At 36.8% G+C, this 15,468-nt stretch carries 3 protein-coding genes; all 3 read left to right on the forward strand.

Going from position 1 to position 15,468, the window contains the following annotated elements; genetic code table 11:
- Window positions 1–332 precede the first annotated feature (332 nt).
- Genes BIW12_RS00530 through BIW12_RS00540 form a run of 3 tightly spaced genes read left to right on the forward strand, consistent with a single transcriptional unit; the run spans window position 333 to window position 15,009 of the window.
- Window positions 333–12,086: an HYR-like domain-containing protein gene (locus tag BIW12_RS00530; RefSeq protein WP_071183317.1), complete on the forward strand. Its 11,754-nt coding sequence runs from the start codon at window positions 333–335 to the stop codon at window positions 12,084–12,086.
- A gap of 59 nt (window positions 12,087–12,145) precedes the next feature.
- Window positions 12,146–13,057, forward strand: coding sequence for a PorP/SprF family type IX secretion system membrane protein (locus BIW12_RS00535; protein ID WP_071183318.1), 912 nt, complete (start codon window positions 12,146–12,148; stop codon window positions 13,055–13,057).
- A gap of 11 nt (window positions 13,058–13,068) precedes the next feature.
- Complete coding sequence (locus BIW12_RS00540; RefSeq protein ID WP_071183319.1) at window positions 13,069–15,009, forward strand: OmpA family protein; 1,941 nt, start codon at window positions 13,069–13,071, stop codon at window positions 15,007–15,009.
- Window positions 15,010–15,468: the final 459 nt, after the last annotated feature.

Consider the following 15,468-nt stretch of genomic DNA (forward strand, 5'->3'; position numbering starts at 1 on the left):
ATTTTAACATGGTTTTATGTTAATTTTTAAGATATAAAAAAACAATCAACTGTAACAAGACAGCGGATCAAAATATAAAAACAAGTAGATTTTATTACAAAATCAAAGGTCAATATAGCGCAGATAATCGAAAAAAAAGCTATTTAACGAGTTTTTAGGTTATTGATAGAGAAAAAATATCAAATCATGTATTTGTCTGTAATTTCGTCAGAATAAAAAATTAAGGTCTTTATGATCTATATGATAGTTAATAAACATCAACAATAAATCAACATATAATATCACAATTATAGATTTAAAATTACCCAAATCATAAATTAAAAATTAATTGTATGAAAACAACTCTACTCAAAGAAAGAATAAAACAGAATTTGATAAGTGTTTTTATTAAAAACAACTTTTTACTGTTTTTATTATTACTCAGTTCAAGCTCATTAATATCACAAACTAAATACGACTGTAATAATTGTCAATCAGGTGATGAAAGAATATTATCGGTAGAACTTGTTTCAACAACATTAAATCCAAATTCAACTGGACCTGATGATATTTATTCTCCACTAAGTACCTCATGTACAACTGGAGATGCAATACAGGGTTATCTTAAAATTAACGTACAACAGCAGTCAACCACGAGATATGGCTTCCTTGTTGAAGCTGACATACATGTTAATGGCGTAAAAACAGACAACATAAGCTTTTGTAACTCAGCCAATACAAGTTCTGGAAGTAGAAGTGTATATGTTACAAACAAAGTGATTTCATGGACTTGTGGCACAACAATAAGCCTACAAAAAATAATAATTGGATGGGGTAATTCTTCTGGCCAAAATGTATGTAACTTAGGAAATTGCAATATAGGTCCACAATGCTCTAATAACCAACTAAATCCAATAGTAACGGTTATTACTCCGTTAAGCGCTGATTTCATTACGGAACGTAGTTGTCCCGGAGGAACTCAGTATGAAAACATAAAATTTACAAGTACAACCACAGGTGGAACTACACCATATCAGTATCAATGGATCATTAATGATGGAGTAAATACTACAACTGTTCCATATTCTTCTAATAACAATTATACATATACTCCCACAAGTACGAATAATTTAACAGTAACATTAAATGTAAAAGATGCAACAACAATTCAAAAGACGGATTCTGAAATCAAATCAGGTATTTTAGTTGGAACTTGTTGTACAACACCAATTATTACAAACAAAACTGCTTCAATTTGTAGTGGCGGTTCATTTAATATTTCACCTACAGATGGTAGTGGTAATACAGTACCTGTAGGAACAACTTATAGCTGGACAGCTCCAAGTGTATCAGGAATTTCAGGAACTACAGCAGGAACAAATGCAACAAACATAAGTGGCACTCTAACTAATTCAACTAGCTCAGCTTTAAATGTAGTATATACAGTAACTCCAAAATCAGGAACTTGTACAGGAAATACTTTTACAGTTACAGTGACGGTAAATCCAACATTAAACCTTGGAGTTTCATCCAAAACCGACGTATCTTGTTATGGAACTAGTACTGGATCTGTAACTGCAGGCACAGTTACGAGTGCTGTAGGTACAATAAATTATTCATGGAAAAACAGTTCTAACATTGTAGTAGGAACTACTGCAACGGTAAACAATCTTCCTGCTGGTGAATATACCTTAACCGTAACAGATAACTGTTCGTCAAAATCTAATTCTGTTACAGTTGGACAGCCTGGTACTTTATCAGCTTCTGCTTCTAACCAAGTAAATGTTTCTTGTAAAGGGGGTAACAACGGTTCGGTTGTTATTACGCCTGCTGGTGGAACTGCCGGATACACTATCACTCCTGCTCAAACAGGACTTGCTGCTGGTTTACATACTTTCACGGTAACGGATGCTAAAGGTTGTACTACAACTATTGATGTAACAATCACGGAACCAACTAACGCTTTATCTGCAACTGCAGGATCTCAAGTAAATGTTTCTTGTAAAGGTGGTAACGATGGTTCGGTAGTTATTACGCCTGCTGGTGGGACTGCCGGATATACAATCACTCCTGCTCAAACAGGACTTGCTGCTGGTTTACATACTTTCACGGTAACGGATGCTAAAGGTTGTACTACAACTATTGATGTAACAATCACGGAACCAACTAACGCTTTATCTGCTTCTGCTTCTAACCAAGTAAATGTGTCTTGTAAAGGGGGTAACAACGGTTCGGTTGTTATTACGCCTGCTGGTGGAACTGCCGGATACACAATCACTCCTGCTCAAACAGGACTTGCTGCTGGTTTACATACTTTCACGGTAACGGATGCTAAAGGTTGTACTACAACTATTGATGTAACAATCACGGAACCAACTAACGCTTTATCTGCAACTGCAGGATCTCAAGTAAATGTTTCTTGTAAAGGTGGTAATAATGGTTCGGTTGTTATTACACCTGCTGGTGGAACTCCTGAATATACAATCACTCCTGCGCAAACTGGTCTTGCAGCTGGTTTACATACTTTTACTGTAACGGATGCTAAAGGTTGTTCGACAACTATCGATGTAACTATCACTCAACCTAATGCGGCTTTATCAGCTACTGCTTCTAACCAAGTAAATGTTTCTTGTTTTGGTGGTAATAATGGTTCGGTTGTTATTACACCTGCTGGTGGAACTCCTGAATATACAATCACTCCTGCGCAAACTGGTCTTGCAGCTGGTTTACATACTTTTACTGTAACGGATGCTAAAGGTTGTTCGACAACTATCGATGTAACTATCACTCAACCTAATGCGGCTTTATCAGCTACTGCTTCTAACCAAGTAAATGTTTCTTGTTTTGGTGGTAATAACGGTTCGGTTGTTATTACACCTGCTGGTGGAACTCCTGAATATACAATCACTCCTGCGCAAACTGGTCTTGCGGCTGGTTTACATACTTTTACTGTAACGGATGCTAAAGGTTGTTCGACAACTATCGATGTAACTATCACTCAACCTAATGCGGCTTTATCAGCTACTGCTTCTAACCAAGTAAATGTTTCTTGTTTTGGTGGTAATAACGGTTCGGTTGTTATTACACCTGCTGGTGGAACTCCTGAATATACAATCACTCCTGCGCAAACTGGTCTTGCGGCTGGTTTACATACTTTTACTGTAACGGATGCTAAAGGTTGTTCGACAACTATCGATGTAACTATCACTCAACCTAATGCGGCTTTATCAGCTACTGCTTCTAACCAAGTAAATGTTTCTTGTTTTGGTGGTAATAATGGTTCGGTTGTTATTACGCCTGCTGGTGGGACTGCCGGATACACTATCACTCCTGCTCAAACAGGGCTTGCTGCTGGTTTACATACTTTCACGGTAACGGATGCTAAAGGTTGTACTACAACTATTGATGTAACTATAACAGAACCTACTAACGCTTTATCTGCTTCTGCTTCTAACCAAGTAAATGTTTCTTGTAAAGGGGGTAACAACGGTTCGGTTGTTATTACGCCTGCTGGTGGAACTGCCGGATACACAATCACTCCTGCTCAAACAGGACTTGCTGCTGGTTTACATACTTTCACGGTAACGGATGCTAAAGGTTGTACTACAACTATTGATGTAACAATCACGGAACCAACTAACGCTTTATCTGCTTCTGCTTCTAACCAAGTAAATGTTTCTTGTAAAGGGGGTAACAACGGTTCGGTTGTTATTACGCCTGCTGGTGGGACTGCCGGATACACTATCACTCCTGCTCAAACAGGGCTTGCTGCTGGTTTACATACTTTCACGGTAACGGATGCTAAAGGTTGTACTACAACTATTGATGTAACAATCACGGAACCAACTAACGCTTTATCTGCTTCTGCTTCTAACCAAGTAAATGTGTCTTGTAAAGGAGGTAACGATGGTTCGGTAGTTATTACGCCTGCTGGTGGGACTGCCGGATACACTATCACTCCTGCTCAAACAGGGCTTGCTGCTGGTTTACATACTTTCACGGTAACGGATGCTAAAGGTTGTACTACAACTATTGATGTAACAATCACGGAACCAACTAACGCTTTATCTGCTTCTGCTTCTAACCAAGTAAATGTGTCTTGTAAAGGAGGTAATGATGGTTCGGTAGTTATTACGCCTGCTGGTGGAACTGCCGGATACACTATCACTCCTGCTCAAACAGGGCTTGCTGCTGGTTTACATACTTTCACGGTAACGGATGCTAAAGGTTGTACTACAACTATTGATGTAACAATCACGGAACCAACTAACGCTTTATCTGCTTCTGCTTCTAACCAAGTAAATGTGTCTTGTAAAGGAGGTAACGATGGTTCGGTTGTTATTACACCTGCTGGTGGGACTGCCGGATACACTATCACTCCTGCTCAAACAGGGCTTGCTGCTGGTTTACATACTTTCACGGTAACGGATGCTAAAGGTTGTACTACAACTATTGATGTAACAATCACGGAACCAACTAACGCTTTATCTGCTTCTGCTTCTAACCAAGTAAATGTGTCTTGTAAAGGAGGTAATGATGGTTCGGTAGTTATTACGCCTGCTGGTGGGACTGCCGGATACACAATCACTCCTGCTCAAACAGGGCTTGCTGCTGGTTTACATACTTTCACGGTAACGGATGCTAAAGGTTGTACTACAACTATTGATGTAACAATCACGGAACCAACTAACGCTTTATCTGCAACTGCAGGATCTCAAGTAAATGTTTCTTGTAAAGGTGGTAACGATGGTTCGGTAGTTATTACGCCTGCTGGTGGGACTGCCGGATATACAATCACTCCTGCTCAAACAGGGCTTGCTGCTGGTTTACATACTTTCACGGTAACGGATGCTAAAGGTTGTACTACAACTATTGATGTAACAATCACGGAACCAACTAACGCTTTATCTGCAACTGCTTCTAATCAAGTAAATGTTTCTTGTAAAGGGGGTAACAACGGTTCGGTTGTTATTACGCCTGCTGGTGGGACTGCCGGATACACTATCACTCCTGCTCAAACAGGGCTTGCTGCTGGTTTACATACTTTCACGGTAACGGATGCTAAAGGTTGTACTACATCTATTGATGTAACTATAACAGAACCTACTAACGCTTTATCTGCTTCTGCTTCTAACCAAGTAAATGTGTCTTGTAAAGGAGGTAATGATGGTTCGGTAGTTATTACGCCTGCTGGTGGGACTGCCGGATATACAATCACTCCTGCTCAAACAGGGCTTGCTGCTGGTTTACATACTTTCACGGTAACGGATGCTAAAGGTTGTACTACAACTATTGATGTAACAATTCTTGATGGTGATGGTACTCCTCCTGTAATTAGTCAATTACCTAGTGAAACGACAATTAATTGTCCTTCAAAACCTGAGTTTGCTCAAGCAACTGCTACAGACAATGTAGACACATCTGTTTCTTTGACTTTTGAAGATGTAACAACTCCAGGTCAATGTGCAGGATCTTATTCTGTAACAAGAACTTGGACAGCTATTGACGATTGTGGCAACACTGCAACAAAATCACAAAAAATTAATGTTCAGGATATCACTGCTCCTACTTTTACAGTTCCTGCTGATATTACTGTTAATGCTGGTGCAAATTGTGTTTCTAATTTAGATCCTACTACAACAGGTGCTGTAACTAATATTTCTGATGCTTGTGATCAAAACCCTACTGTTACTTATATTGACTCAAATTGTTTTGGAAATGATGCTAAGACTAATATTAATGCTGGAAACGGTAACTATTTCTACTTTAATGTAAATGGTTTTGACAACTTAACTGCAAAAGATATTGAAAAAGTTGCCCTTGCATTTGAGACCAATCAAGGAAAAGGAAGAGCTGAATTTACTTTGGTTGCACCTAGTGGACAAGCTGTTGTCTTAGTTGGGCCTTATTGTACAGGTGGTGCTTGTGAAGATGCTAATTCAAATGACCAAGAATTGTACTTACCTGTATTCTATCCAAATAGTTCAGGAAACCCACAATGGAATAACAACGATGTAATTTCTCAGGATATTCCTCAAAACTTTACACCAAATGGCGCATTGTCTTCTCCAAATGTAATTACTGGAGTTACAAGTTATGTCTCTAGTTTTGAAAACTTAACAGGTTCGATGAATGGAACCTGGTTTATATACTCTAAAAAACAAGCCAGCGTAAATGGAAGTATTCAATTCAACAGTATTTGTTTAACTCCGGCTACTGCTTGTACAAGCAACAAAGTAATAACCAGAACTTGGACAGTAACTGACCAATGTGGAAATGCTGCTTCTGCTACACAAACTATAAAAATTCAGGATGTTACTGCTCCTGTATTGAGTGAAGCTCCTGCTGATATAACTGTTGAATGCTCAGCTGTTCCAACTGCTGCTACTTTAACTGCAACTGATAATTGTGATGTAAATCCGGTAGTAACCTACAATGAAGTAAAATCTAATATCAGTGAAACTTGTGCAAGTAACTATACTTTGACCAGAACATGGACGGCTAAAGATGCTTGTGGTAATGAATCTTCTAAATCTCAAATAATTACTGTTGAAGACAAAACTAAACCTGTTTTTGTTGAAGCTTTACCTGATAATGTAACTGTAGAATGTTCTGAAATTCCTCAGGCTGTTACTTTAACTGCTACTGATAATTGTGGTACTGCAACTGTAACATTTGCTGAAGTGAAAACTGATGGTGCTTGTGCCGGAGCTTATACTCTGACTCGTACTTGGACCGCAACTGATTTATGTAATAATGTTACAACTCATGTACAGACTATTAGCGTTGAAGACAAAACTAAACCTGTTTTTGTAGAAGCTTTACCTGCTGATGTAACTGCAGAATGTTCTGAAATTCCTCAGGCTGTTACTTTAACTGCTACTGATAATTGTGGTACTGCAACTGTAACATTTGCTGAAGTGAAAACTGATGGTACTTGTGCCGGAGCTTATACTCTGACTCGTACTTGGACGGCAACTGATTTATGTAATAATGTTACAACTCATGTACAGACTATTAGCGTTGAAGACAAAACTAAACCTGTTTTTGTAGAAGCTTTACCTGCTAATGTAACTGTAGAATGTTCTGAAATTCCTCAGGCTGTTACTTTAACTGCTACTGATAATTGTGGTACTGCAACTGTAACATTCGCTGAAGTAAAAACTGATGGTGCTTGTGCCAGAGCTTATACTCTGACTCGTACTTGGACCGCAACTGATTTATGTAATAATGTTACAACTCATGTACAGACTATTAGCGTTGAAGACAAAACTAAACCTGTTTTTGTAGAAGCTTTACCTGCTGATGTAACTGCAGAATGTTCTGAAATTCCTCAGGCTGTTACTTTAACTGCTACTGATAATTGTGGTACTGCAACTGTAACATTTGCTGAAGTGAAAACTGATGGTACTTGTGCCGGAGCTTATACTCTGACTCGTACTTGGACCGCAACTGATTTATGTAATAATGTTACAACTCATGTACAGACTATTAGCGTTGAAGACAAAACTAAACCTGTTTTTGTAGAAGCTTTACCTGCTGATGTAACTGCAGAATGTTCTGAAATTCCTCAGGCTGTTACTTTAACTGCTACTGATAATTGTGGTACTGCAACTGTAACATTCGCTGAAGTAAAAACTGATGGTGCTTGTGCCGGAGCTTATACTCTGACTCGTACTTGGACGGCAACTGATTTATGTAATAATGTTACAACTCATGTACAGACTATTAGCGTTGAAGACAAAACTAAACCTGTTTTTGTAGAAGCTTTACCTGCTAATGTAACTGTAGAATGTTCTGAAATTCCTCAGGCTGTTACTTTAACTGCTACTGATAATTGTGGTACTGCAACTGTAACATTCGCTGAAGTAAAAACTGATGGTGCTTGTGCCGGAGCTTATACTCTGACTCGTACCTGGACGGCAACTGATTTATGTAATAATGTTACAACTCATGTACAGACTATTAGCGTTGAAGACAAAACTAAACCTGTTTTTGTTGAAGCTTTACCTGATAATGTAACTGTAGAATGTTCTGAAATTCCTCAGGCTGTTACTTTAACTGCTACTGATAATTGTGGTACTGCAACTGTAACATTTGCTGAAGTGAAAACTGATGGTACTTGTGCCGGAGCTTATACTCTGACTCGTACTTGGACGGCAACTGATTTATGTAATAATGTTACAACTCATGTACAGACTATTAGCGTTGAAGACAAAACTAAACCTGTTTTTGTAGAAGCTTTACCTGCTGATGTAACTGCAGAATGTTCTGAAATTCCTCAGGCTGTTACTTTAACTGCTACTGATAATTGTGGTACTGCAACTGTAACATTTGCTGAAGTGAAAACTGATGGTGCTTGTGCCGGAGCTTATACTCTGACTCGTACTTGGACCGCAACTGATTTATGTAATAATGTTACAACTCATGTACAGACTATTAGCGTTGAAGACAAAACTAAACCTGTTTTTGTAGAAGCTTTACCTGCTGATGTAACTGCAGAATGTTCTGAAATTCCTCAGGCTGTTACTTTAACTGCTACTGATAATTGTGGTACTGCAACTGTAACATTTGCTGAAGTGAAAACTGATGGTACTTGTGCCGGAGCTTATACTCTGACTCGTACTTGGACGGCAACTGATTTATGTAATAATGTTACAACTCATGTACAGACTATTAGCGTTGAAGACAAAACTAAACCTGTTTTTGTAGAAGCTTTACCTGCTAATGTAACTGTAGAATGTTCTGAAATTCCTCAGGCTGTTACTTTAACTGCTACTGATAATTGTGGTACTGCAACTGTAACATTCGCTGAAGTAAAAACTGATGGTGCTTGTGCCGGAGCTTATACTCTGACTCGTACTTGGACGGCAACTGATTTATGTAATAATGTTACAACTCATGTACAGACTATTAGCGTTGAAGACAAAACTAAACCTGTTTTTGTAGAAGCTTTACCTGCTAATGTAACTGTAGAATGTTCTGAAATTCCTCAGGCTGTTACTTTAACTGCTACTGATAATTGTGGTACTGCAACTGTAACATTTGCTGAAGTGAAAACTGATGGTGCTTGTGCCGGAGCTTATACTCTGACTCGTACTTGGACGGCAACTGATTTATGTAATAATGTTACAACTCATGTACAGACTATTAGTGTTGAAGACAAAACTAAACCTGTTTTTGTAGAAGCTTTACCTGCTAATGTAACTGTAGAATGTTCTGAAATTCCTCAGGCTGTTACTTTAACTGCTACTGATAATTGTGGTACTGCAACTGTAACATTCGCTGAAGTAAAAACTGATGGTGCTTGTGCCGGAGCTTATACTCTGACTCGTACTTGGACGGCAACTGATTTATGTAATAATGTTACAACTCATGTACAAACTATTAGCGTTGAAGACAAAACTAAACCTGTTTTTGTTGAAGCTTTACCTGCTGATGTAACTGTAGAATGTTCTGAAATTCCTCAGGCTGTTACTTTAACTGCTACTGATAATTGTGGTACTGCAACTGTAACATTTGCTGAAGTGAAAACTGATGGTGCTTGTGCCGGAGCTTATACTCTGACTCGTACTTGGACCGCAACTGATTTATGTAATAATGTTACAACTCATGTACAGACTATTAGCGTTGAAGACAAAACTAAACCTGTTTTTGTTGAAGCTTTACCTGCTGATGTAACTGTAGAATGTTCTGAAATTCCAACTGCGGCTACTTTAACTGCTACTGATAATTGTGGTACTGCAACTGTAACATTTGCTGAAGTAAAAACTGATGGTGCTTGTGCCGGAGCTTATACTCTGACTCGTACTTGGACGGCAACTGATTTATGTAATAATGTTACAACTCATGTACAGACTATTAGCGTTGAAGACAAAACTAAACCTGTTTTTGTAGAAGCTTTACCTGCTAATGTAACTGTAGAATGTTCTGAAATTCCTCAGGCTGTTACTTTAACTGCTACTGATAATTGTGGTACTGCAACTGTAACATTCGCTGAAGTAAAAACTGATGGTGCTTGTGCCGGAGCTTATACTCTGACTCGTACTTGGACCGCAACTGATTTATGTAATAATGTTACAACTCATGTACAGACTATTAGCGTTGAAGACAAAACTAAACCTGTTTTTGTTGAAGCTTTACCTACTGATGTAACTGCAGAATGTTCTGAAATTCCTCAGGCTGTTACTTTAACTGCTACTGATAATTGTGGTACTGCAACTGTAACATTTGCTGAAGTGAAAACTGATGGTGCTTGTGCCGGAGCTTATACTCTGACTCGTACTTGGACCGCAACTGATTTATGTAATAATGTTACAACTCATGTACAGACTATTAGCGTTGAAGACAAAACTAAACCTGTTTTTGTAGAAGCTTTACCTGCTGATGTAACTGTAGAATGTTCTGAAATTCCAACTGCGGCTACTTTAACTGCTACTGATAATTGTGGTACTGCAACTGTAACATTTGCTGAAGTAAAAACTGATGGTGCTTGTGCCGGAGCTTATACTCTGACTCGTACTTGGACCGCAACTGATTTATGTAATAATGTTACAACTCATGTACAGACTATTAGCGTTGAAGACAAAACTAAACCTGTTTTTGTTGAAGCTTTACCTGCTGATGTAACTGTAGAATGTTCTGAAATTCCTCAGGCTGTTACTTTAACTGCTACTGATAATTGTGGTACTGCAACTGTAACATTTGCTGAAGTGAAAACTGATGGTGCTTGTGCCGGAGCTTATACTCTGACTCGTACTTGGACCGCAACTGATTTATGTAATAATGTTACAACTCATGTACAAACTATTAGCGTTGAAGACAAAACTGCTCCAATATTGAGCGAAGCTCCTGCTAATATAACAGTAGAATGTTCAAACGTACCTGTGGCAGCCATTTTAACTGCTACCGATAATTGTAATGCTACTCCGGTAGTAGTAACATACAACGAAATAAAATCTGGTATTAGTGAAGTTTTTGCTAGTAACTATACGTTGACCAGAACTTGGACAGCTAAAGATGCTTGTGGTAACGAATCTTCTAAATCTCAAATAATTACTGTAAAAGACTCTACTGCACCTCTAACACCTACTTTGGCTGATGTAACTATCAATGGTTGTAACGGAACTCCAGTAGCTCCAACTACAACAGACAATTGTGCAGGAACGATCACTGGAACAACAACCACGGTATTCCCTATCACAACTCAGGGAACAACTATAGTAACATGGACTTTCAATGATGGTAATGGTAATACAACAACTGCTAATCAAAATGTAATTATAAAAGATGTAACTGCTCCTGTAACTCCTGTTTTAGCAGATGTAATTGGACAATGTATTGCTACGGCAACTATTCCAACTACAACAGACAATTGTTCAGGAACTATAACAGGAACAACTAATGATCCTTTAACTTACAATACGCAGGGTACTCATATCATTACTTGGTCTTTCAATGATGGAAATGGAAATACAACTACTACAACTCAGAAAGTAATTGTAAATATTGTTCCAGATATTACAACAATTAATGTTCCTGATTTTATCAATAGTGTAAATGGCACTCCAGTAGATTTAACTACTTATTTACCTCAAGACGCTCCATCTAACGGAACTTGGGTTGATGTAAATAATTCAGGGGCTTTAAACGGAAGTATTTTAGACCCTAACAACGTAGCTTCTGGTGATTATAGTTTCCAATACAATATTGAAACAGAAACTTGTCCAATTAACTATGTCATCAATATCAAAATTGATCAAAGTTTTGTATTAGGCTGTGGAACCATTGAAGTTCATAATGCATTTACTCCAAATGGTGATAATTTCAACGAAATCTTCAAAATTGACAACATTGAAGATACTCTTTGTTACCCTGAAAACACTATAGAAATCTACAACAGATGGGGTGTACTAGTTTATGAAGCAAAAGGATATAACAACCAAGATGTATCATTCAAAGGTATTTCTGAGGGAAGAGTTACAGTTGACAAATCGGCTGGATTACCTACCGGAACTTATTTCTACATATTAAACTATACATCAGTTGGTTTACAAAATGAAATAATAGCTAACAAAAAACAAGGATACCTATACCTTTCCAGATAAAAAACTCAAATCTAATACCAGAGGTTTTAATAAAACCTCTGGTCATAAAACCAAGTCAGATGAAAACAAAATTACTACTAATCAGTTTGATGTTTACAGCAGTGGTAAGTTATGCGCAACAAGATGCACAATTTACACAGTACATGTACAACACTATAAATGTAAATCCTGCTTATGCCGGTTCGAGAGGTGCAATGAGTATATTTGCCCTGCATCGAACCCAGTGGGTTGGATTAGATGGAGCTCCTACAACTAATGCGGTTTCTATCAATACTCCTTTTAACAATAGCAGATTAGGTTTAGGTGTAACAATTATCAATGATAAAATTGGTCCAACTACTGAAAACACATTATCTACCGACCTGTCTTACACCATACCTACTTCTGAAACTGTAAAACTATCTTTTGGTATTAAAGCTACAGCCAATTTATTTGATTTAAACCCTAATAAACTTACTCCAGAACATAGTGGTGATCCTAAATTACAGGGCTTCAATAATAGATTTACACCTAATATTGGTGCTGGAATATATCTTCATTCTGATAAAGCTTATGTAGGATTCTCGATACCTAACTTCATAGAATCAAATCGCTATGATGATAATGATGTGGCACTCTTTAAAGAAAAAATGACTTACTATTTAATTGCCGGTTATGTTATGGATTTAAGTTACAATCTTAAATTCAAACCTGCTTTGTTAACTAAAATGGTTCAGGGTGCTCCTTTGCAAGTAGATATGTCCGGAAACTTTATGTTTAATGATAAACTTACTTTAGGACTTGCTTACCGATGGAGTGCTTCTGCAAGTGCCATGGTTGGTTTTCAGGTTTCAGAAGCAATGTATATCGGTTATGGATATGATTTAGAAACAACCAAATTAGACAATTACAATTCCGGTTCACATGAAATTTTCTTGAGATACGAAATTTTCAAAAACAACAAAAAAATTACAACTCCAAGATTCTTCTAAATACTATTATCATGAAAAAAAAGATACTCCTTTGCGTGGCTATAGTAAGTGTTTTTTCATTTAACATTTATTCCCAAAAAGCTAAGTTGGCCAATGCCGATAAAAACTATGATAACTATGCTTATATAGATGCCATTAAAACCTATGAGAAAGTAGCAGAGAAAGGATATAAATCGGCTCCTATGTTTCAAAAGTTAGGTAATGCTTATTATTTTAATGGAGAATTAGACAAAGCCGTTAAATGGTATGCCGAACTTTTTGCCATGCCAGAAACTGAAATCGAACCTACTTATTATTATCGTTATGCTCAATCATTACGTGCCGTTAACGAAAACAAAAAAGCTGATCAAATTTTAGAACAATTTGATAAAATTTCAAATAATGATAGTAGAGCCAAGCTTTTCAAAAAAAACACAAACTATTTAGATGAGATAAAAGCCAATTCGGGAAGATACAAAATAGAGAATGCAGCCATCAACTCGCAATATTCTGATTATGGTTCCAGTTTTTATAACAATAAAATTGTCTTTACTTCGGCAAGAGATACCGGAAGTTTAGGACAAAGAAAACACACTTGGACAGACCAGCATTTTACAAACTTATACAGTGCTGATTTAGGTGAGGAAATGTCTCCGGCCAATCCTGTAAAATTTAACAAATCGTTAAATTCAAAATTCAACGAAGCGACTCCCGTTTTTACTAAAGACGGAAAAACAGTTTATTTTACCAGAAACAACTATGTAGATGGTAAAAAAGGTAAAAACGAAAACGGAATTACATTAGTTAAATTATACAAAGCAACCTTAGAGGCTGACAAATGGACTAATATACAAGCCCTGCCTTTCACAAGTGATAGCTACAGTACAGCCCACCCTACCCTAAGTCCCGACGAAAAAACATTATACTTTGCCTCTGATATGCCGGGAACATTAGGTCTATCGGATCTTTTCAAAGTACAGATTAATGATGATGGTTCGTTTACCACTCCTGTAAATTTAGGCTCTTCGATAAATACTGAAGGAAGAGAAACATTCCCGTTTGTTAGTCAGGAAAACGAACTTTACTTTGCCTCTGATGGACATCCCGGTGTAGGTGGATTAGATATTTTCATGTCTCGAATTAATGATGATGGTTCGCTTAATAAAGTAGAAAACATAGGTATGGAGGCTAACTCTCCAAAAGATGATTTTGCCTACATTATTGATACAAAATCCCGAAAAGGATTCTTTTCTTCCAATAGAGATGGAGGTCAAGGATATGATGACATCTATCAATTTTTAGAAACCCGAAAATTAATTTGCGAACAAGAATTATATGGAAAAATTACTGATGCCGAATCAAATATCGCCATCCCTAATGCCAAAGTAACTTTGTTTGACAATAAAATGAGTATTTTGAAGAATGTAGAAGCTGACGCAAATGGAGACTACAACTTCCTTGTAGAGTGTGGAAAACTATATACCGTCAGAGCTGAAAAAGAAAATTACAGCAGTAATGAAAAACAGATTACTGTCCCTAAAACTAATGGAAAAACTTACTTGCCTATTGCTCTGGAAAAAGACCAATGTAAAGTAACCATTGGTGATGATTTAGGTAAATGTTTTGGTATAAAAATGATTTATTTTGACCTGGATAAATCCAATATTAGAACAGAGGCTGCAATGGATTTAGAAAAAATATTAGATGTTTTAAATCAGTATCCAAAAATGAAATTAGATATTCGTTCTCATACTGATAGTCGTGCTTCTTTCAAATACAATGAAGCACTATCTGACCGAAGAGCCAAATCAACTATTGCCTGGTTAGTTAAAAACGGTATTGATGCCAATCGATTAACCGGAAAAGGTTATGGTGAAAATCAATTGGTAAATAAATGCGCTGACGGTGTAAAATGTACCGAAGAAGAGCACCAAATGAATCGTAGAAGTGAATTTATCATTACTGATTTATAACAAATTAAAATTCTAAAAAATACCAAAAGAACCCCGAATGAAAATAAATCATTCGGGGTTCTTTTTTATATCTAAATTAAGCTACAATTTAAAACAACAACAGCCGAATTTATTTACAATTAAAAAAATTACATTTAAACGACTTTTTAGGTTATTTATAGACTAAAAAAATCCCTTTCATTAATTCTTCTTAAATTTAATCATAAGTTTTTCACTAAAGAAAATTTAACATTTAAAATAGCCTCACTTTTTTATCATAAGAAACTGTGATGCTATTTAAAAATAAAAATATTCGAGCCCTAAATGTTGCTTCTATCCCCAATACAAACAACATATACTACATTCTTTTAAAATTATTCCAATCACAATAATTTTAATTCACTAGTTTTCAAATTATTATTTTTAATTACAAAACAGATTTTAGATATTTTTATTATCATTATTAATATCCAATTTGTG

The sequence above is a fragment of the Flavobacterium commune genome (genome assembly GCF_001857965.1).
Lineage (GTDB): Bacteria > Bacteroidota > Bacteroidia > Flavobacteriales > Flavobacteriaceae > Flavobacterium > Flavobacterium commune.

Bases quoted from the DNA above. Each gene is read 5' to 3' on its own strand.
- BIW12_RS00535 (WP_071183318.1), top strand. From the start codon at position 12,146: ATGAAAACAAAATTACTACTAATCAGTTTGATGTTTACAGCAGTGGTA.
- BIW12_RS00540 (WP_071183319.1), top strand. From the start codon at position 13,069: ATGAAAAAAAAGATACTCCTTTGCGTGGCTATAGTAAGTGTTTTTTCA.
- BIW12_RS00530 (WP_071183317.1), top strand. From the start codon at position 333: ATGAAAACAACTCTACTCAAAGAAAGAATAAAACAGAATTTGATAAGT.